Raw genomic sequence first — 19,907 nt, forward strand, 5'->3', positions numbered from 1 at the left:
CGGCTCACAACGCCGGGGCGCGGGTCGGCCGGAAGATCGCCCGTAGGACGACATGTCCGGCGGATCGTCCCGCGGGCGCGGAGGTGGCGTTCGGCGCGCGGAAGGTCACATGGTGGACCAGTGGCGGTTACCTGTTTTTCACACACAAAGGGAACGTGTGTCTCATGCTCGCCCATACGATAATCGGCCAGATATCCTCACGGCCCGTATGTTGAAAGGGGGCGCTATGCGACACTTCGGACACCTCGCCGCGGAGACGAGGGAAGAACTGTTCCACCGCGAGCCGCAGGAGTTCACGGCAGACTCGCAGGCTCGTACGCTCGCGACCGCCCTCGGCGCCACCCTGTACAGCCCGGCCACCCGCACCACGCTCGCCGAAGACGTGCTCAAGCAGGCCGCCCGCGGGGTCGTGTCCATGGTGCTGTGCCTGGAGGACTCCATCGACGACCGGGACGTCCCGGCGGGCGAGGCCAACCTCGTCCGGCAGTTCCGGGACCTGGCCGCCCGCCCCGGCGCCGCGGGCGAGATCCCGCTGCTGTTCATCAGGGTCCGCACCCCCGCCCAGATCACCGACCTCGTGGAGCGCCTCGGCGACAGCGTGGCGCTGCTGTCCGGATTCGTGCTGCCCAAGTTCACCGAGGAGTCCGGCGTCCCCTTCCTGGAGGCGCTGAGCGCCGCCGAGGCCTCCTGCGGACGCCGGCTGTTCGCCATGCCGGTCCTGGAGTCGCCCGAGCTGCTGCACCTGGAGAGCCGGGTCGAGACCCTCTACGGCATCTCCCGCACCGTCGACAAGTACCGCGACCGGGTACTCGCGCTGCGCCTGGGCGTGACCGATTTCTGCTCCTCCTACGGGCTCCGCCGCGCCCCCGCCATGACCGCCTACGACGTCCAGATCGTCGCGGCGGTGATCGGCGACGTCGTCAACGTGCTCGGCCGCGCCGACGGCAGCGGCTTCGTGGTGACCGGACCCGTATGGGAGTACTTCCGGCACCAGGAGCGGATGTTCAAGCCGCAGCTGCGCCACAGCCCCTTCAGCCCGGAGGCCGAGGACCTGCGCGACGCCCTGCTCAAGCGCGACATGGACGGGCTGCTGCGCGAGATCGAGCTGGACCGCGCCAACGGGCTCCAGGGCAAGACCTGCATCCACCCCACCCACGTGCCCGTCGTGCACGCGCTGAGCGTGGTCACCCACGAGGAGTTCAGCGACGCGGCCGACATCCTGCACCAGGACCGCAGCGGCGGCGGCGTCCTGCGCTCGGCCTACACGAACAAGATGAACGAGGTCAAGCCGCACCGGGCCTGGGCCGAGCGCACCCTGCTCAGGGCCGAGGTCTTCGGGGTCGCACGCGAGGGGATCAGCTTCGTCGAGCTGCTCGCGACCGGCCTGCCGCAGAACTGACCAGGCATCCTTGTAGTAGACATCGGAATCCACCGGAAGAAGACCGCCACCGCATGCTGACGACACCGCCCTGGACGGGACAGTGGGTCGCCGACCGCCTCGGCATCGCCCTGCACGGCGAGGGACTGCGGGACCTGCTGGGCCTTGCCCTGCGCCGCAACCCCAAGCGGGCACACCTGCTGGTGTCGAACGTGCTCGGCAAGCACGTGCCGCAGCGCCCCGCCACGGTCTACGGGCACGGCTACGACCTCGGCCTGCGGGTCCGCGCCCTACTGGGCGAGCGGGAGGCCGCGCGCGCCGTCGTGGTCGGCTACGCCGAGACCGCCACGGGCCTCGGCCACGCGGTCGCCGACGGCGTCGGAGCCGTGCCCTACCTGCACTCCACCCGCCGCGAGGTGGCGGGGCTGGCCTCCGCGGGCGCCTTCCAGGAGGAGCACAGCCACGCCACCGGGCACCTGCTGCTGCCGGCGGACCCGGGGCTGCTCGGCGGGCCTGGACCGCTGGTGCTGGTCGACGACGAGTTCTCCACCGGCCAGACGGTGCTCAACACGGTCCGCGACCTGCACCGCCGCCACCCCCGCGACCGCTACGTCGTCGTCGCGCTGACCGACATGCGCTCCCCGGCCGACCACGCCAGGCTCAGCGGATTCGCGGCCGACCTCGGGGCCCGGGTGGACATACTCTCCCTGGCCTCGGGCACGGTCTCGCTGCCGCCCGGCGTGCTGACCGCCGCGCAGGCCCTGGTGGCCTCCTGGCCGGCCGGCGACGCGGAGCAGGCCGCAGGTGCCGGGCGGGCCGCCGGCGCCGGGCAGGTGCGGCGGGTCGACCTCGGCTGGCCCGCGGGCATACCCGACGGCGGCCGGCACGGCTTCCTGCCCGCGCACCGGGAAGGCCTGGAGGCCGCGCTGCCCGCCATGGGCCGCGCCATCGCCGCCGCCCTGCCCGCGGGCGCCCGGCGGGTGCTCGTCCTCGGCAACGAGGAGCTGATGTACGCGCCGCTGCGCCTCGCCCAGGCCCTCGAGTCGCAGACGGCCGGGACCCGGGCCGCCGAAACCCGGACCGCCGGGACCCACGGCGTCGAGGCGTACTTCTCCACCACCACCCGCTCGCCCGTGCTCGCGGTGGACGACCCCGGCTACGCGATCCGCAGCCGGCTGGCCTTCCCCGCGCACGACGCGCCCACCGACGACGGATCGCGCGAGCGGTACGCCTACAACGTCGCGGGCGGCGGCTTCGACGCGGTGCTCTGCGTCGTGGACTCCGCGGGGGACACCCCCGCGCTGCACGCTCCCGGCGGGCTGCTCGACCGGCTCGCCGCGCACACCGGCACGGTGCTCCTCGCCGTCGTGCCCTCCTACCGACCGAACGGAAACCCTGGCTCCATGACCGGCTCCTCGAGTGCATCCACCCGGCCGCTGCGCGGTCCCGCCTTCGGATCGTACGCGGCGGACGAGGTGGGCTGGCTGCTCAAGGACCTGTCAGACGTGCCGCTCGAGGCGCCCACCGAGGAGCGCGAGGAGGCCATACAGAGCGGCGGCGCCCACTACGCGGAATCCCTGCCGGTGGAATACCAGCCGAGCCCCGAATACCAGGAGCTGTTCAAGGCCGCGCTGGCCACCTCGGCCGAGCGGATCGCCCGTGCGGTCGGCGCCGTCACCGAGCTGGTGCTCGCCGAGCGCGGCCCGGACGCCGTCCTGGTCTCGCTGGCCAGGGCCGGCACCCCGGTGGGCGTCCTGATGCGCCGCTGGGCCCGGCACGCCCACGGCCTCGACCTGCCGCACTACGCCGTCTCCATCGTCCGCGGCCGCGGCATCGACCGCACCGCGCTCGGCTGGCTCGCCGCCCACCACGACCCGGCCGACGCCGTCTTCGTCGACGGCTGGACGGGCAAGGGCGCCATCACCCGCGAACTCGCCGACGCCATGGCCGACTTCCCCGGCTTCCGGCCGGAGATCGCGGTCCTGGCCGACCCCGGCGGCTGCGTGTCCACCTACGGCACCCGCGACGACTTCCTGATCCCCTCCGCGTGCCTCAACTCCACCGTGTCCGGGCTGGTCTCGCGCACCGTGCTGCGCTCCGACCTCATCGGGCCAGGCGAGTTCCACGGCGCCAAGTTCTACCGCGACCTCGCGGGCTCGGACGTCTCCGAGCTCTTCCTCGACACCGTCGCCGCCGCCTTCGACACGGTCGGCGACGGCGTCGCGGAGGACGTCAAGTCGCTGCGCTCCCAGGACCGTTCGCCCACCTGGGCGGGCTGGGCCGCGGTCGAGCGGATCAGCGAGGAGTACGGCATCGGCGACATCAACCTCGTCAAGCCGGGCGTCGGCGAGACCACCCGGGTGCTGCTGCGCCGCGTGCCCTGGAAGATCCTCGCCCAGCGCGGCGCGGGCGCCGACCTGGACCATGTGCGCCTGCTCGCCGCCCAGCGCGGCGTCCCGGTCGAGGAGACCGACGGGCTGCCCTACTCCTGCGTCGGCCTGATCCACCCCCGCTACACCCGCGGCGCGACCGGCACCGACGGCAAGGCGGTGGCCGGCCAGTGAACCGCACCCACAGCCGGACGATCGTCGCAAGCGACCTCGACCGCACCCTCATCTACTCCGCCGCCGCCCTCGCCCTCACCATGCCCGACGAGGACGCCCCCCGGCTGCTGACCGTCGAGGTCCACGAGGCGAGGCCGCTGTCCTACATGACGGAGGCCGCAGGCCGGCTGCTGGTCGAACTCGCCGACGCCGTGCGCTTCGTGCCCGCCACCACCCGCACCCGCAAGCAGTACCGGCGGATCAGCCTGCCGGGCCCGCAGCCGAGCTACGCGATCTGCGCCAACGGCGGCCACCTGCTGGTCGGCGGGCGCACGGACCACGACTGGAACGCCGAGATGCGGCGGCGGCTCACCGAGGGGTCGGCCCCGCTGGCCGAGGTGCGGGCGCACCTGGCCGCCACCGCGGACCCCGAATGGCTGCGCAAGGAGCGGGTGGCGGAGGACCTCTTCGCCTACCTGGTCGTCGACAGGGACCGCCTCCCCGCCGGCTGGGTCAAAGAACTCACGGCCTGGGCCGAGCCGTTGGGCTGGACCGTGTCACTCCAGGGCCGCAAGATCTACGCGGTGCCCAAGCCGCTGTCCAAGAGCGCGGCCCTGGCCGAGGTGGTCCGCCGCACCAGCGCCGACCGGGTGCTCGCGGCCGGCGACTCGCTGCTCGACGCGGACCTGCTGCAGGCCGCGGACAGCGGCTGGACGCCAGGTCACGGGGAGCTCGCCGACACGGGCTGGACGGCACCGCACGTCTCCGCCCTGACGGTCGCGGGAGTGGCGGCCGGCGAGCAGATCCTCCGCCGCTTCCTGGCACACGCCGCGTCCTGACCTGCCGGGAGACGGCCGGTTCCCGCCGTGGGCGGCGCTTCGTACATCCCCCCCAAGAGCACGTACGAGGCACCGCCCGTCGGCCCGTACCGACGATCCTGCCCGGCGCCCGGTGATCCGGGAAGCGGTGGCGCTGTTGCTCTTCGCACGCGATGGATAACCTCGGATGTATGGCTCGACAGCGCGATCCCGATGGCCGGTTCCCGCCGACGGGCCAGGACGTCGGCAGGGAACCGAGCCTCCACCAATTGCGGCTTTTCCTGGTGCTCGCCGAGGAGATGCACTTCGGCCGGGCCGCGGCCCGGCTGTACATGACGCAGCCCGCTTTCAGCCAGCAGATCCGCGCGCTGGAGCAGCGGCTGGGCGTGCCGCTGGTCGAGCGCACCAGCCGCAGCGTCCATCTCGCCGCGGCCGGGCGTGAGCTGGTCCCCGAGGCGCGCGCCGTCGTCGAGTCGATGGCCCGGCTGCGCCACCTCGCCGACATCCACGCCCGCGAGGTCAGCGGGAACCTGACGGTGGGATTCATCGCGGGGGAGGCGGCGATGCCCTACACGCACGCGATCCTCGAGGAACTGCACGCCCGCCACCCCAGGATCGTCATCGAGATGCGCAGCCTCACCTTCGTCGACCAGATCGAGGCCCTGTCCTGCGGCACCGTCGACGCGGCCTTCCTGCGGCCCCCGCTGCCCGACGGCCTCCAGACGCTCCACCTGGCCACCGAGGCCCGCATCGCGTGCCTGTCCACCGGCGACCGGCTCGCCACCGGTGCGCCGGTCACCCTGGAGCAGCTGGGGGACCACGCCGTGGTGGACTTCCCGCCGCAGACGCCCGGCGAGTGGTGGGACTACTGGGCGGTCAATCCGCGCCCCGACGGTGCGCAGGTGCGGCGGGGGCCGGTGGCCAGGGACGTGGAGGCACTGCTGCACATCGTGTCCAGGGGCCAGGCCATCAGCTTCCTGCCCGCGGCTGCCCGCCACCTCTACCCCCGACCTGGCGTGGCCTTCGTGGAGGTGACCGACGCCCCCGCGTCCACCGCCGCCCTCGCCTGGCACCCGCGCAACCGCGACCAGCCGCCCGTCCGGGCCCTTCGCGCCGCGGCCCGCGCCACGCTGGCCTGACCCGGCGCCTTCCCGGCGCCTTCCCGGCGCGCAGCACTCAGGGGTCCCGGGGGGAGACCACCCGGGTGCAGTGGGCCCGGGAGAGCTCCACGCGGCGGGCGTTGACCCGCTCGCTGGAGGCGATGAAGTCGCGGGCCTCCCGCTCGCTGCGGCCCCCGCGCAGATGGCGGCGCAGCAGCCGCCGCTCGCGCAGCCGGCGCGGGGTCTCGACATACCAGAGCTCGTCGAGCAGGTCCCGGACCTGGTCCCACCCCGGCCCGTCGTCGGCGAGGTAGTTGCCCTCGGTGATCACCAGCGCCGTGGCGGCGGGGACGACCAGGCCCGCCGCGACCGGCTCGTCGAGCCGGCGGTCGAAGTCCGGCGCGTACACCGGGGACGACCGCTCCGCCCGCAGCCGGCGCAGCAGCACCACGTAGCCGTCGACGTCGAAGGTCTCGGGGGCGCCCTTGCGGTCGCGCAGCCCCAGCCGGTCCAGCTGGGCGTTGGACAGGTGGAAGCCGTCCATCGGGACGTAAGCGGCGGTGCCCGCGCCGAGCCGCTCGTCCACGCCCGCGACCAGGCGCCGCGCCAGCGTCGACTTGCCCGCGGCCGGCGCACCCGCGAGACCCAGCAGGGCGCGGCGGCCTGGAATGCTGGGGACCAGAGCGACCGCGTCATCGACGAGCATCCCGTCACCCTAAGCGCCGCACCTGGGAGCAGACCCTTGTACGAAACGAAGAACCCGCAGCTCACGCCCGAGCTGTACGGATACGTCCTCGATCACAACCCGCCGCTCGACCCGGTCCAGCGGGAACTGGTCGACACCACCCACCACCGCCTGGCCGCGTCCGCCGGCATGCAGACCGCCGAGGAGCAGGGGCCGCTGCTGGCCTTCCTGGTCCGGCTGACCGGTGCCCGGCAGATCGTCGAGGTCGGCACCTTCACCGGCTTTTCGACGCTGTCGATGGCGCAGGCGCTGCCCGCGGACGGCCGGGTGATCGCCTGCGACATCTCCGAGGAGTGGACGGCGGTCGGCCGCGAGGCGTGGACCAAGGCGGGCGTCGCCGACCGGATCGACCTGCGGATCGCCCCGGCCGTCGACACCCTCCGCGCGCTGCCCGGCGGCAGCTGGATCGACCTGGTCTTCCTCGACGCCGACAAGGAGTCCTACATCGACTACTGGGAGGAGCTGGTGCCGCGGATGAACCCCGGCGGCCTGATCGTGGTCGACAACACCCTCTACCACGGCGCCGTCGCCGATCCGGCGGCCACCGGCGGCGCGGCCGCCATCCGCGCCTTCAACGACCACGTGAGGGCCGACGAGCGGATGGACGACGTCCTGCTCACCGTCGCCGACGGCCTCACCCTGGCCCGCAGGCGCCCGTAGCCGTATCGGCCCGGGCGCGCCCGCGGGCCAGGCGCGCGGCCGTGGCGGGTTCAGTGCTGTGGCACCCCGCGGCGGCGGGGCGGTGGCCTCCTGGCGGCCACCGCCGCCCGTTTGCGCGCATCCCGTTCGCGGGCGGCCTCCTCCGGGTGGCGGCGCTGCCAGTACGGGTTGTCGTGTGGCAACCCTCCGGTCACCCGGCCGTACAGGCCGAAGAACAGCAGCAGAAGCCCCACGGCGAAGCTGAACAGCACGTTGGACATCTTGAAGGCCAGCAGGTTGCTGTCGGTGTCGAGCACCGCCAGGTTCACGAATCCGCTCAGCAGGAAGGCGACGCCCACGCAGATGTTCAGCGTGGAGGCGAAGTTGCCGCCGATGACCATGCCGATGAAGAGCAGCCCGCCGATCACGATGGAGATCGTGCTGAGTGCGCCGTTGGAATTGAGGCCGGCGATCCGCTTGCCCGCCTCGGACATGAAGGACACGTCGTTCAGCAGGCCCAGGATGCCGAAGACCACGAGGATCAGGCCCATCACACCCGCTCCGTAGCGGTAGACCTGATTCAGCCGGTGGTGAACGGGGAGGTGGTCGTCGAGTCGCATGGGCGCCTCCTTCGGGGGCTGGACTCGTCGAGGACGCCGTCGCCTCCAGGATAGGCCGGGGCCGCGGGCGCAGCAGCGCGGCGCAGGGGACGACCGCTACCCTGAGGCCATGCCTCGTTACGAGTACCGGTGCAAGACCTGCGGCGCCACCTTCGAGATGCGCCGCCCGATGTCGCAGTCCAGCGCCCCCGCGCCCTGCCCGCAGGGCCATGGCGACACGGTGAAGCTGCTCTCGACCGTGTCGGTGGGCGGCACCGCCTCCGCCGCCGGGTCCGCGGCCCCCGCGCCCGCCCCCGCGGGCGGCGCCGGTGGCGGCTGCTGCGGCGGCGGTTGCTGCAGCTGACCGCAGGCGGTGGCCCGGGAGCGGGCAGGACCGGGCGTCAGGCCCGGCCCGCCGCCCGGTCCTCCCGGATGTTGGACACCACGCGGTTCGCCGTCTCGCGCACCGCGGCGGTCTCGGTGAGGAAGGCCCAGTAGTCCGGGTGCCGGCCCTCGAGCCCGGCCAGCGCCCGGTCCAGCCTCGCCACCGCCTCGTCCAGCGGCCTGGCGTGCCGCGGCTCGGGTGTGGAGCGGCCCTGCATGGCCAGCCGCTGCGCGTCCCTGATGACGAAGCGGGTCCGCTCGACCTCGGCCTTCGGGTCCTTGCGGACCTCGTTCAGCCGCCGCAGCCGGTCGCCTGCCGCGCCCACCGCGCCGTCCACGTCGTCCATCAGCGCCCGCACGGCGGCCAGCTTCGCGGTGGCCTGCTCGAACTGCTGCGCGTCCCGCGCCCTGCGCGCCTCGGCGAGCGTCGCCTCCGCCTGCCTGACGGCCTGCGCGGCCTGCTCAGGCACCTGCTGGAGGTCCTGCCAGCACGCCAGCGAGAAGCGCCGCCGCAATTCGCTGAGCACCGGCGCCACGCCCTCCGCGCGGGTGCCGAGGGCCTGCACCCGGGTACGCAGCGACACCAGCCGCTTGTCGATCTCCTTGGCCTGCTCCGGCAGCCGTTCGGCCTCGGCGCGCACCGCTTCCGCCTTGCGGCGGATGTCGTCGGCCCGCTGCACGGTCTCCTTCACGCCGTGCTTGGCCGGACCCTCGTTGAGCTTGGTCAGCTCCGGCGCGAGCGCCGCGAGCCGGGCCGCGAGGTCGTCGGCGGAGATCCCTGCCGCACGCACCTCGTCCAGCGCGTTGCTCGCCGCGAGCAGCGACTGCTTGGCCCGCTCGCGCGCCGGTGCCAGCCGCGCGAGCTGGGTCTCCGCCCGGTCCAGCAGCGGCGTCACGGTCGACTGGTAGCGCTCCAGCTCGGTCCTGGCGTTGACCAGGTCGTCCTTGGCCCTGGTCAGCTCGCTCACCGCACGGGAGGCGGACGCGTGGTCCAGCTCGTCCCGGTCCAGGTCGTGGGCGTCGACGGTGGCGATGTAGGCCGCGCTGACCCGGTCGATCTTCTCGCCGAGCGACCGGAAGCCGGACAGCGCCCTGCTCGCCTCGGGGGACTGCTCGACCGCCGAGATCGTCTCGATGGAGATCTCCAGCTCGCGCTGGGCGGTGTCCAGCTCGTAGAACGCCTGTGCGGCGGCGTCCTTCGCGGCCTGTGCCTCGGCGCGCAGGTTGTCGCCGCGCCGCCACCACGAACGTGCCGTCGTCACCGTGACTCTCTCTCCCCGCGCTCGCCGCCCACCGCCATCGGCTCCATACTCCCACCCGCGCGCGCCGAACACACGGCCCGGTCGATCTGCCCGCATACTTCCCCCACGGGTCGGGGGTACGCGCTTGCCGATCTGCCCCCGCGGCGGGGTAACCTGTGACGTCGCAATCCCCGGGGCGTGTAGCTCAGTGGTAGAGCGCCGCCCTTACAAGGCGGATGTCGGCGGTTCGAAACCGTCCACGCCCACCCCATCCCTCTCTCCTCCCCTCCTCCCCGCCGCCGCATGCGGCACCGCGCCGACCGCTGCGGGGCGCGGCCGGCTGTCACCCGATTCGCGCAGGTGATCGAGGGTTTGCCGGGTCTGTTACTCCTTTCGGGGAACCGCCCTGGTATGCGGGCGCGGCGACTGCCCGGGTGCTGACGATGAACGCGTGAGCACTCCGAGGGGGAAGCGCGTACGGACGTGGGCGGCACTTGCCGTGGTGACGGCGGCTGTGGGGTCGTGGGGGTTCAGCGGGGTGGCGGAGGCCGCCCCCGGCCACCCGCGCCCGCCCGTGCCCGTAGGCGTACCCGTACCCGTGTCCGTACCCGCGTCGGTACCCGTGTCCGTGCACCTGCCGGTGCACCTGTCCGTACCCGTGCCTGAACCGGTACGGGTGTCCGTCCATCCGCACGTGCCGCGGCCCCGTCCGGGACCGCCGCACGCGCACCGGCCGAGGCACCGGCCCGAGCACCGGCCCCGGTGGCACCGGCCGCACAGACCCAGACCGCCGCACCGGCCGCGGCTGCACCGGCCACGCCTGCCGCGCCCCGCGTACTGGTGCGGGACATGGCACCCGCGCTGGGAATGGCCCCCGCCGCTGCACTGCCACCGGCTCGTGCCGCCGCCGAAACCGGCGCCGAAGCCCGTACCCGCGCCGAAGCCGGCGCCACCCGCAGCGAAACCGAAGCCGAGACCGAAACCGGTGGTGAGAGCCGTAGCCGAGCCGAAACCGCAGCCCAAGCCCGCACCGAAACCCGTGATCAGGCCCGTCCCGGAGCCGAAGCCGAAGCCCGCGCCGCCCAAGCCGCCGCCACCGAAGCCGAAACCCGCGCCGCCCGCCGTCGTGCACTGGCCGCGGCAGGCGGTCACACCGGCCGCAGCGCCCGTGGAGCACCGGCGGCGGCTGACGACCACGCTGCTGCTCACGACGGTCCCAGGGCTGCTCGCGGCAGCCGCGCTCAAGCCCGGCTCCGGGGCGTATCGCAGGAGCAACCGGTAGGACGCGAGGGGGAGTTCAGATGTCGCAATGGGTGGTATTGCTGATCGCGATGGCCGCGGTCTGCGCCGTCGTCATCACCGTGGTCGTCCTCAGGCAGCGCAGGATCGCCGAGGACGACGACCCGAGCCAGACGCCGGACGTCATCGAGTACATGGTCATGATGATCGGGGTGATCTACGCGATCGTGCTGGGCCTGGCGATCGCCGGAGTGTGGGAGGGCAGGGGCGGGGCGCAGACCGATGTGCTGGCCGAGGCGCAGGCGCTGCACGAGGTGAAGGCCCGGGTGCAGGTCTATCCGGCCGACGTCAGGGACCGGATCCGGGCGGACGTGGACGCCTACGCCGCCTTCGTCGCCGACAAGGAGTGGTCCTACATGCGCGACCACGGTGAACTCTCGCCGCGGGGCACGCAGTTGCTCGACCGGGTGCGTACCGACGTGACGCAGTTCGCCCCGAAGAGCGACCTGGCGGCGCAGGCGTACCAGCCGGTCGTGGACGAGGTCGCCGCGGCCGACATGGCGCGGGCCTCACGCGGGAGCAGCGCCGGTGCGACGATGCCCGGGGTGGTGTGGTTCGGCCTCATCACCGGCGCGCTGGTGACGGTCGGGCTGATCTTCACCCTCCAGATCAGGCGGTCGGCCAAGGAGCTGCTGCTCGCCGGCCTGTTCAGCGCACTCATCGCCTTCCTGCTGTTCCTGATCTGGGACCTGGACGCGCCCTTCGGCAGCGGTCTGGCGGTCTCCGCGGACGTCTTCCGCCAACTGGTCTGACCGCGGGCACGAATGTGGCCCCGCCGCCCGGACCTGACCGGGCGGCGGGGCCACACTCCTGTGTGCGGCGCTCAGCGCGTCTTCGCTCAGCGCCAGTTGGACACGTTCACGTTCTCCAGCACGCCCAGCGCGTCGGGCACCAGGACGGCCGCCGAGAAGTACGTGGTGACCAGGTAGCTGATGATGGCCTTCTCGTCGACGCCCATGAAGCGCACGTTGAGCCCCGGCTCGTACTCGTCGGGCAGGCCGGTCTGGTTGAGGCCGATGACGCCCTGGTTGTCCTCGCCGGTTCGGATCGCGATGATCGAGCTGGTGCGGGCCTCGGTGACCGGGATCTTGTTGCAGCTGAGGATGGGGATGCCGCGCCAGGCAGGGACGGTCGAGCCGTGGCACTCGACCGGGTCGGGGTAGATGCCGGCCCTGGTCCACTCCCGGCCGATGGCCGCGATGGTCCTGGGGTGGGCCAGCAGGAAGCGGGTACCGCGGCGGCGGCTGATCAGCTCGTCGAGGTCGTCGGGCAGCGGCGGGCCGGCGTGCGGCTGGATCCGCTGCTCGTACTCCGCGTTGTTGAGCAACCCGAACTCCGGGTTGTTGATCAGCTCGTGCTCCTGGCGTTCCCGCAAGGCCTCCACGGTGAGCTTGAGTTGCTGCTCGGTCTGGTTCATCGGCTCGTTGTAGAGGTCGGCGACCCGGCTGTGGACGCGCAGCACGGTCTGGGCGACACCCAGTTCGTATTCGCGGGGCTTGACCTCGTAGTCGACGTAGGTGGCGGGCAGCGCGGCCTCGCCCTTGTGGCCCGAGGCGAGTTCGATGTTCGCCTCGCCGCGCTTGTTGGACCGCTGCTGCGGAAGCGAGCGGACCGCCTCCAGGTGGTCGCGCAGCGACGCGGCCTGTCCGAGCAGCTGCTCGAGTGCCTGCCTGGGCAGCACGAGCGCGGTGGTGGCCGCGGCGGCGCGGGCGGTGAACCCCCACTCGGCGTCCCCGCTGAGCAGCGCCTGCTCGCCGAAGTGGTCGCCGTCGGCCAGGATGCCCAACCGGTTCTGCTCGCCGTAGGACCCTTCGCCGAGCTTCTCGACCTTGCCGTGGGCGATCAGGAAGACCGTGTCGGCCGGCTGCCCCGCCTCGGCCAGCACCTCGCCCGGCTCGAACTCCCGCTGGACGAAGCGGTCGGCCAGCGCGCTGAGCGCGTCGGCGTCGTCGAAGGACCGCAGGGCGGCGATCTCGCCCAATTCCTGCGGGATGACCCGGACCTGCGACCCCGTCTTGACGAAGGTCACCCGCCCGTCCCCGACGGCATAGCTCAGCCGCCGGTTGACGCGGTACGTGCCCGCGTTGACCTGCACCCAGGGCAGCACCTTCAGCAGCCACCTGGAGGAGATGCCCTGCATCTGGGGGGTGGACTTGGTCGTCGTGGCCAGATTCCGCGCGGCGGCGGTGTCCAGGCTCGTACGCGCGTCGTCCTGCGGATTGCCGACTGCGGTGTCCTGGCCCGCATCAACCGACATGTGCATGTCCTTCCCGTATGGGTGTGATACGGGAGTATTCTTTCCGTCACGCTGCGTGCTGCCTATTGCCGTATCGAGTGAGAATACTTTTGACATCAACGGGGGAGTACCGCGTGCAGCGGGCGGCGAGAAGCCGCCGGGACAGCCGGAGTTGCGGTCAGAGAGCTTCGACGACCGAGCTGCGGTCGGGGCCCGCGGTGCCCTGCGGCGGGATCGTCAGCGGCACCGCGGCGAAGGCAGCGGCCGCGGCGATCGCCGTACGGCGCTCGCGGCGGAAGACGTAGGCGGCGAAGGCGCCCGCGCCCAGCAGCGCGACGAAGGACATCAGGGTGCCGAGCCAGCTGGCGCCCAGCCACTCGCCGCCCGCCCAGCCGAGGCCCACGCTGTAGGTGGCCCAGCAGACGCCGGCGAGCGCCGACCAGGGCAGGAACTCCCCGGGGCGCCTGCGGGCCGTGCCGGCCCCCAGGCTGACCACGCTGCGGCCTGCGGGCGCGAAGCGGGCGAGTACCACCAGGGCGCCGCCGCCGCTCGCCAGGACCTGGCCGAGCCGGTCGTGCGCGGCCGACAGCCGGTGCGAGTTGGCCATCCGCCGGTCGAACCAGTCGCCGCCGCGGAAGGCCACCCGGTAGGCGATCAGATCGCCGAGGCAGGACGCCACGGCGGCGCAGCCCAGCAGGGCGAGCACGTCGAGGATGTCGTCACTGGTGCCGGACGACCCGGCGGTCGCGGCGCTGACCACCAGCACACCGCTGGGCAGCACCGGCACGAAGACGTCGAGCAGGACGGAGAGCGCGACGAGAAGGTAGATCCACGGCCACTCGAAAAGAGAGCCCAGGCCTTGCAGCACCGCGCCTCCTCGTCCTTCGCCGGTTCTACCGTCGTCGTGGGTCCTGATCGGGTCCTGCGATGCCGCGCACGCGAGCGTGTCACCGGTGCCCGGCGGTGCTTGATCCGTGTGGTGTCCGAGCCCGTTTGTGCTGGCCAAGGCCTTGCGGAGCAGTCAGTGCCGGTCTCGCGTGAACGGCGGCGGATCTTCATCCACCGTCAGCCGTACAGCGTACGCCAGCATCGGCAGGCGGTACCGATCAGGGTGCGTGACGTACGAGACAATCACGACGTTGTCACGACAGGAATACTTCCGGGATCAACGCTCGGCTCCCAGGAGAAGTGCCCGCGCCGCGGCGCCGCCGCCCCGGCACCGTCGGTTCCACGGGGGTTCCGCAAAAGTGCCGTTGAGGAAATCTGCCCAGGTCGGACGTCCCGTACACTGGTGGGCAGCAGAAGGGGAGTAGCTCTTCGCCGGACCGTCGACATACTGCCCGGGTTCGCACGCGGCGCCGCCAGGCGCGGCAGGGGACCTGGGCCGGCGCCCGGAGGCAGCGATGCGGAAACGTGACGCGGCCAGCGAGACCTTCGGCCGCAGCGTCCCGACGCTGCCGTGCCGAAGCGACCCCGTTTCTCCGCAGGTGTCTCTCGGCAGGGCAGCCCCTACCGATCGAGGAATCCGACCCCGTGCTCAGCCTCACCGTCATAGCCGTCGTCTTCGGCGTGATCTTCCTGGCCGAACTCCCCGACAAGACCGCGCTCGCCGGTCTCATGCTCGGCACCCGCTACCGGGCCTCCTACGTCTTCGCGGGCGTCGCGGCGGCCTTCGTGGTCCATGTCGCGCTCGCCATCGCCGCAGGCAGCCTGCTGACCCTCCTGCCGCACCGCTGGGTGCAGGGCGTGGTGGGCGTGCTCTTCCTGGCGGGCGCGGCGATGCTGCTGCTGTCCAAGGACGACGGCGAGGAGAACGTCAAGCCGCCCGCCGACCAGAGCTTCTGGAAGGTCGCGGGCACCGGTTTCATGCTCATCCTGGTGGCCGAGTTCGGCGACCTCACCCAGATCATGACCGCCAACCTGGCCGCCCGCTACGACGACCCGGTCTCGGTGGGCATCGGCGCGGTGCTCGGCCTGTGGGCGGTGGCCGGTCTCGGCATCTTCGGCGGCCGCATGCTGATGAAGCGGGTGCCGCTGTCGCTGATCACGAAGATCGCCGCGGCGGTGATGGTGGTCCTGGCCGGATTCAGCCTGTACGAGGCGGTCGCCGGCTGAGCGGGGGCGGTGGGCCGGCCCTCAGCCCACCGTGACCGTGAGCACCCCGTCCGCGGCCGTCACCCGCACGTCCTCGAGGGAGGGCGCGTGGGCCGAAGGGCCGTGGGCGGCGGCCCGCGGTCCGACGCCGACCACCCGCATGCCGGCGGCGCGGGCCGCCGCGATGCCGACCTCGGCGTCCTCGAAGACCAGGCAGTCCTCGGGCGCGAAGCCCAGTTCCGCGGCGCCCTTGAGGAAGCCCTCCGGGTCCGGCTTGCTCGCTCCCACCCGCTCCGCGGTCACCATGACCGGCGGCAGCGGCAGTCCCGCGGCGCCCATCCTGGCCAGCGCGAGCGCGCGGCCGGCCGAGGTCACCAGGGCGTGCGGATGCCCGGCGAGCGAGGCAAGGAAGGCGGGGGCGCCGGGGACCGGGACGACCCCGTCGAGGTCGGCGGTCTCCTCGGCGAGCATCACCGCGTTCTCCGCGTGGTTCTGCGCCATGGGGCGGTGCGGCAGCAGTTCCGCCATCGTGGCGTGGCCCTGGCGGCCGTGCACCACGGCCAGGACGGCGGCGGGTTCGAGGCCCTGGCGGATCGCCCACCGGCTCCAGCAGCGCTCCACCACCGCGTCGGAGTCGACGAGCGTCCCGTCCATGTCGAGCAGCAGGGCGCGGGCGGTGGACACGGACGGCATGGGGCTTCCTCTGGCTTGCTCGCGGGGCTGCTCAGTGGTTCCGCCCGTCCGGTCAGGGCGAACGGGCGGAACCACTTTGTTCCTAGAACTTACAAAACATTCGGCCGGTCCGCCACCCAGGACCGCCGCGCGCCGCCACCGCCTGGCCGGCGGCGCCACCCCGGGACCAGGCCGCACCGCGGGCTCAGGGAGCCACGACGAACTGCAGCAGGCCCCAGGTGAAGTGCGCCACCACCCGCTCGCCGGTCCCCGGCACCGTCACCGCGAGCCGCGCCCGGCTCGGCGCGTCCGCCGGCAGCGGCGTCGCGGGCGGGAAGGCCCGCGCCACGTCGTCCACGACGCACGACCAGGGCGCCAGGTCCTCGACGCCCTCCAGCCGCGGAGGCGCCTGGCCGGGGGCGCGGACCAGCCACTCGTTCCACACCGCGGAGCCGCCGGGTGCGCACAGCACCTCGAACCGCAGATCGGGCCACAGCGGCAGCGGCCACAACAGTGCGCGGCAGGTCAGGTCGCCGACCCGGCGTGCGATCTCCTGCTCCGGTGGCCCGAGCGCCAGCCGGTGGCCCCGCTCGCCGCCCGGGTACGTCCGCGAGTGCAGCCGCGCCTGCCAGCCGCGGTGCGCCTCCCGCAGGTCGGCGTGCGTCGCGCCGAGCGCGCGGAGCGCGTCGTCCACGAGCTCCGGGTGGTGGTCGGCCATCCTGCGCAGCAGGACCAGCTGGAACCGGAAGAGTCCGAAGGAGGCCACCCGGGCGACCCTACCCGGGTGCCTCCCCGGCTGGGCGCCCCGGCTGGGCGGCCCGGGGCGGTGGGGTCCGGGGCGGTGGGGTCCGGCGCGCGGGGGTCAGTGGTGGTGAGAAGGGGTTTCGGCGGAGCCCGTGGCGTGGACGAGGGCGGCGCGGGTGGCGGGCCCGTAGACCCCTGAGGGGTCGCCGTCGACGCCGTACCAGATCTGGAAGGTCGCCACCGCCTTCTCGACGCCCGAGTCGTACTGCCCGTCGACGGGGCCGTGGTAGACCCACACCTCGGTCAGCCGCTGCTGGAGGTCGGTGACCTCGGGCCCGCTCGCCCCGACCTGGAGCACCGGCGGCGTGGAGGGCGTCTGCGGCGGGGTGGTCTGCGGCGGCGCCGACGTGGTGGCGGAAGCCGACACCGGAGGAGTCGTGGTGGGTGCGGTGGTCGTGGGTGGCGGGGTGGTGGAGTGCGTCACCTTCGGCGACGGCGTCGTGGTGGCCCGCATCGGATGGTGCGGGGTGACCTTCACCGGCTGCGTCACCGCGCCGGGCGCCGCCCCCGCGGGCAGCGTGACATCGGGCGCCGCCGAGGCGGGGTCGGGCATCGCGCGGCCGTTGCCGCCCTGCTCGTCGCCCATCACCGAGCCGGTGACGGCCACGGCTCCCGCGGCCAGCGCCGACGCGGCGACCGCCGCCGCGGCCACCACGATGCCGCGCCGCCGGCGCCGGTGGCGCCCGCGCGCGGCCGCCGCGGCGGCCGCGTCGTGCGCCCCGTCGTCGGCCGGGTACTCGTGGGCCGCCGCCACCGCGGTGTAGGCGCCGGGGAAGAGCCCGAGGTCGGTGGTCGCGGGGCCGCCGTCGTCCGGGGCGGCCACGTCGATCAGCGGGCGCACCGTCGAACCCGCACCGCCGAGGGTGTCGTCAGGGTCGCCGACGTAGGGGCGTACCCGCAGCGGGTGGAAGCCCTCGGTCACCGCGAGTGCGGCCGCCCGCTCCGCGGAGCGCTCCGCTGCCCGGACCTCGCCGCCACCGTCTGCCGCGATCTCGCCGTACTCGCTGGTCACGGCAGCCCCACCGGTCACATCGGTGTCGTCAGGCTCGTACGGCCCTGTCGTACGGTCCGGTTGCTGCGGCGCCACTGGGTTCCCCTCCCGCCGTCGTTCGCGCGTTCGCAAAGACGTGTCAGTGATTATGCCGACACCACATCCCGGCGCATACCCGGTCCCCTCCCCGCTGGCGCACTCCCGCAGGTCATAACCGTACAAACGGTGCCAATATGAGAGTCCGACCGTCGGGGGGCGACGCGAGGAGCCGTTCCATGGCCCAGGACACCAGCACCGCCACGGCGCCGGGTGCGGGCCAGGACCGGCGGCAGGTGCGGATCGCGATCGGTGCCCTCGCGCTCGGACTGCTGCTCGCCGCCCTCGACCAGACCATCGTGTCCACCGCGCTGCCCACCATCGTCAGCGAACTCGGCGGCATCGACCACCTGTCGTGGGTCGTCACCGCCTACCTGCTCGCATCGACCGCCGCCACCCCGCTGTGGGGCAAGCTCGGCGACATGTACGGCCGGAAACGGCTGTTCCAGACCGTCATCGTGATCTTCCTGATCGGCTCCGCGCTGTGCGGAGTCGCCCAGAGCATGGGCGAGCTGATCGCCTTCCGCGCACTCCAGGGGCTGGGCGGCGGCGGGTTGATCGCGCTGTCCATGGCCATCGTCGGTGACATCGTGCCGCCCCGCGACCGGGGCCGCTACCAGGGCGTCTTCGGCGGGGTGTTCGGCGCCGCGAGCGTGCTCGGGCCGCTGCTCGGCGGCGTGTTCACAGAACAGCTGTCCTGGCGCTGGGTCTTCTACATCAACCTGCCGATCGGTGCCGTCGCGCTCGCCGTCATCGCCGCCGTCCTGCACATCCCGGTGCGCCGCACCTCGCACCGGATCGACTACGTCGGCATGGCAACGGTGGCCGCCGCCGCCACCTGCCTGGTCCTGGTCACCTCGCTCGGCGGCACCACCCTGCCCTGGGGCTCGCCCGGCATCATCGCCCTCGGCGCGGTCGGCGTGGTCCTGGTCGCCGCCTTCATCCTGACCGAACGCCGGGCCGAGGAACCGGTGCTGCCGCCGCGGCTGTTCCGGCAGCGGACCTTCGTGGTGTGCTCGGTGATCTCCTTCATCATCGGCTTCGCAATGTTCGGCGCCCTGACCTACCTGCCGACCTTCCTCCAGGTCGTGCACGGCTACTCGCCGACGCTCTCCGGCGTCCACATGATCCCGCTGGTGGCCGGCCTGCTCATCTCGTCCACCGGGTCGGGGCAGATCGTCAGCCGCACCGGGCATTACAAGGTCTTCCCGATCGTCGGCACCGCAGTGACCGCCGTCGGCCTGCTGCTGCTGCACCAGCTCGACGAGCACACCGCGATCTGGCTGATGAGCCTCTACTTCTTCGTCTTCGGCCTCGGGCTCGGCCTGGTGATGCAGGTGCTGGTGCTCGCGGTGCAGAATGCCGTCGGCTACGAGGACCTGGGCTCCGCGACCTCGGGTACGACCTTCTTCCGCTCCATCGGCGCCTCCTTCGGCGTCTCCGTCTTCGGCACGATCTTCACCAACCAGCTCTCCGACAAGCTGGCGTCCGCGCTGCGCGGCATCCCGGTGCCGGCCGGCTTCGACCCCGGGCAGCTGCAGGCCGACCCGAAGGCCATCGCCGGGCTGCCCGCGGCCATCAAGACACCGGTGCTGCACGCGTACTCGCAGGCCATCACCACGGTCTTCCTGTGGGCCGTGCCGGTCGCGCTGGTCGGCTTCGCGACGGCCTGGCTGCTCAGGGAGCAGCCGCTGCGGGGCAGCGTCACCGTGCCCGACGCCAGCGAGACGGTCGGCGTCAACCCCGTGGAGCGGTCCTCGCTCGACGAGATCGCCCGCTGCCTGTCGCTGCTCGGCAGCCGGGACGCCCGCCGCGACCTCTACCTCCGCATCACCAGGCTGGCGAACGTCGACATCCGCCCCGCCACCAGCTGGCTGGTGCTCCGCCTCGCCCACGACGGCAGGGCCGACCCTGTCGAACTCGCCCGGCGCACCACCGTGCCCCCCGAGGTCATCGAGGCCGCTGCGGTCGAGGCCGAGTCCGGCGGCTACGCGGTGCGCGAGGGCAACCCGCTGGTCCTCACCGCGGCAGGCACCGCGCTCGCCGACCGCCTCACCGAGGCCAGGCGCTCCGTCCTGGCCGGCCTGCTCGGCGACTGGGACACCGAGGGCCATGCGGAACTCGCCGCCCTGGTCAGGAAATTGAGCACCGAGCTGTGCGGCGGCGACACGGACCACCCGAACCGGCGGCCCCGCGCGAAGCCCGCCGCAGGCGGTGAAGCCGCATAACGGGCACACGGGTTTGCGCCGCCCATCCGCGGCAAGCCGA

The 19,907-nt window shown here is 73.0% G+C and carries 18 protein-coding genes and 1 tRNA gene; 11 read left to right on the top strand and 8 right to left on the bottom strand.

Translation table 11 applies throughout. The annotated features are described in order from the left end of the window. The first annotated feature begins 226 nt into the window (after positions 1 to 226). The 4 genes from ACGFMP_RS07490 to ACGFMP_RS07505 all read left to right on the top strand — a co-directional run bounded on the left by ACGFMP_RS07490 (position 227) and on the right by ACGFMP_RS07505 (position 5,878). On the top strand, positions 227 to 1,399 hold the full coding sequence (locus tag ACGFMP_RS07490; RefSeq protein ID WP_393670912.1) for an HpcH/HpaI aldolase/citrate lyase family protein: 1,173 nt from the start codon (positions 227 to 229) through the stop codon (positions 1,397 to 1,399). A gap of 53 nt (positions 1,400 to 1,452) precedes the next feature. Beyond that, positions 1,453 to 3,942 carry a phosphoribosyltransferase gene (locus tag ACGFMP_RS07495; RefSeq protein WP_393670913.1) on the top strand — a complete coding sequence of 830 codons (2,490 nt, stop codon included), beginning with the start codon at positions 1,453 to 1,455 and terminating at the stop codon, positions 3,940 to 3,942. Beyond that, positions 3,939 to 4,760, top strand: a complete 822-nt coding sequence (locus tag ACGFMP_RS07500) for an HAD family hydrolase (protein WP_393670915.1) — start codon at positions 3,939 to 3,941, stop codon at positions 4,758 to 4,760. Before ACGFMP_RS07495 ends, ACGFMP_RS07500 begins: the two co-directional genes overlap by 4 nt. Before the next feature lie 170 nt (positions 4,761 to 4,930). Continuing rightward, a complete protein-coding gene (locus ACGFMP_RS07505; RefSeq protein WP_393670917.1) occupies positions 4,931 to 5,878 on the top strand; it encodes a LysR family transcriptional regulator in 948 nt (315 codons plus the stop codon). A 37-nt stretch (positions 5,879 to 5,915) separates the two neighbouring features. Here the strand turns inward: ACGFMP_RS07505 and ACGFMP_RS07510 are convergent, their stop codons facing one another. Beyond that, on the bottom strand, positions 5,916 to 6,545 hold the full coding sequence (locus tag ACGFMP_RS07510; RefSeq protein ID WP_393670919.1) for a nucleoside/nucleotide kinase family protein: 630 nt from the start codon (positions 6,543 to 6,545) through the stop codon (positions 5,916 to 5,918). Positions 6,546 to 6,581: 36 nt separating this feature from the next. Here ACGFMP_RS07510 and ACGFMP_RS07515 point away from each other — a divergent pair, with 36 nt between their 5' ends. Further along, complete coding sequence (locus ACGFMP_RS07515) at positions 6,582 to 7,244, top strand: O-methyltransferase (RefSeq protein WP_393670920.1); 663 nt, start codon at positions 6,582 to 6,584, stop codon at positions 7,242 to 7,244. Between the two features lie 50 nt (positions 7,245 to 7,294). Here the strand turns inward: ACGFMP_RS07515 and ACGFMP_RS07520 are convergent, their stop codons facing one another. Next, positions 7,295 to 7,843 (bottom strand): DUF4383 domain-containing protein, encoded by a 549-nt coding sequence (locus ACGFMP_RS07520; RefSeq protein WP_393670921.1) that lies wholly within the window; start codon positions 7,841 to 7,843, stop codon positions 7,295 to 7,297. 109 nt (positions 7,844 to 7,952) lie between these two features. On the opposite strand from ACGFMP_RS07520, the gene ACGFMP_RS07525 reads away from it, so the two are divergent. Then, complete coding sequence (locus tag ACGFMP_RS07525) at positions 7,953 to 8,186, top strand: zinc ribbon domain-containing protein (RefSeq protein ID WP_393670922.1); 234 nt, start codon at positions 7,953 to 7,955, stop codon at positions 8,184 to 8,186. A gap of 37 nt (positions 8,187 to 8,223) precedes the next feature. Here the strand turns inward: ACGFMP_RS07525 and ACGFMP_RS07530 are convergent, their stop codons facing one another. Beyond that, positions 8,224 to 9,468: a hypothetical protein gene (locus tag ACGFMP_RS07530; protein WP_393670923.1), complete on the bottom strand. Its 1,245-nt coding sequence runs from the start codon at positions 9,466 to 9,468 to the stop codon at positions 8,224 to 8,226. Between the two features lie 173 nt (positions 9,469 to 9,641). Here ACGFMP_RS07530 and ACGFMP_RS07535 point away from each other — a divergent pair. The 3 genes from ACGFMP_RS07535 (at position 9,642) to ACGFMP_RS07545 (ending at position 11,498) form a co-directional block, all read left to right on the top strand. Beyond that, positions 9,642 to 9,713, top strand: a tRNA-Val gene (locus tag ACGFMP_RS07535). A gap of 719 nt (positions 9,714 to 10,432) precedes the next feature. Next, positions 10,433 to 10,729, top strand: coding sequence for a hypothetical protein (locus ACGFMP_RS07540; protein WP_393670925.1), 297 nt, complete (start codon positions 10,433 to 10,435; stop codon positions 10,727 to 10,729). A gap of 19 nt (positions 10,730 to 10,748) precedes the next feature. After that, positions 10,749 to 11,498 carry a DUF4239 domain-containing protein gene (locus ACGFMP_RS07545; RefSeq protein ID WP_393670926.1) on the top strand — a complete coding sequence of 250 codons (750 nt, stop codon included), beginning with the start codon at positions 10,749 to 10,751 and terminating at the stop codon, positions 11,496 to 11,498. A gap of 86 nt (positions 11,499 to 11,584) precedes the next feature. Here ACGFMP_RS07545 and ACGFMP_RS07550 read toward each other — a convergent pair whose 3' ends face one another. Next, positions 11,585 to 13,003 carry a family 2B encapsulin nanocompartment shell protein gene (locus ACGFMP_RS07550; RefSeq protein ID WP_393670927.1) on the bottom strand — a complete coding sequence of 473 codons (1,419 nt, stop codon included), beginning with the start codon at positions 13,001 to 13,003 and terminating at the stop codon, positions 11,585 to 11,587. Between the two features lie 157 nt (positions 13,004 to 13,160). Beyond that, a complete protein-coding gene (locus ACGFMP_RS07555; protein ID WP_393670928.1) occupies positions 13,161 to 13,850 on the bottom strand; it encodes a DedA family protein in 690 nt (229 codons plus the stop codon). A gap of 665 nt (positions 13,851 to 14,515) precedes the next feature. Here ACGFMP_RS07555 and ACGFMP_RS07560 point away from each other — a divergent pair. Then, a complete protein-coding gene (locus ACGFMP_RS07560; RefSeq protein WP_393670929.1) occupies positions 14,516 to 15,097 on the top strand; it encodes a TMEM165/GDT1 family protein in 582 nt (193 codons plus the stop codon). 21 nt (positions 15,098 to 15,118) lie between these two features. Here the strand turns inward: ACGFMP_RS07560 and ACGFMP_RS07565 are convergent, their stop codons facing one another. From ACGFMP_RS07565 to ACGFMP_RS07575, 3 genes are all read right to left on the bottom strand, one after another. Next, positions 15,119 to 15,769, bottom strand: a complete 651-nt coding sequence (locus tag ACGFMP_RS07565) for an HAD-IA family hydrolase (RefSeq protein WP_393670931.1) — start codon at positions 15,767 to 15,769, stop codon at positions 15,119 to 15,121. Positions 15,770 to 15,953: 184 nt separating this feature from the next. Then, positions 15,954 to 16,514 carry a hypothetical protein gene (locus tag ACGFMP_RS07570; RefSeq protein WP_393670932.1) on the bottom strand — a complete coding sequence of 187 codons (561 nt, stop codon included), beginning with the start codon at positions 16,512 to 16,514 and terminating at the stop codon, positions 15,954 to 15,956. 96 nt (positions 16,515 to 16,610) lie between these two features. After that, entirely contained in the window at positions 16,611 to 17,639 is a 1,029-nt protein-coding gene (locus tag ACGFMP_RS07575; protein WP_393670933.1) for a peptidoglycan-binding protein, read from the bottom strand. Positions 17,640 to 17,818: 179 nt separating this feature from the next. On the opposite strand from ACGFMP_RS07575, the gene ACGFMP_RS07580 reads away from it, so the two are divergent. Beyond that, positions 17,819 to 19,867 carry an MFS transporter gene (locus ACGFMP_RS07580; protein ID WP_393670934.1) on the top strand — a complete coding sequence of 683 codons (2,049 nt, stop codon included), beginning with the start codon at positions 17,819 to 17,821 and terminating at the stop codon, positions 19,865 to 19,867. Positions 19,868 to 19,907: the final 40 nt, after the last annotated feature.

The sequence above is a fragment of the Streptomyces sp. NPDC049040 genome, assembly GCF_043197715.1.
In the GTDB taxonomy this organism is placed as follows: domain Bacteria; phylum Actinomycetota; class Actinomycetes; order Streptomycetales; family Streptomycetaceae; genus Actinacidiphila.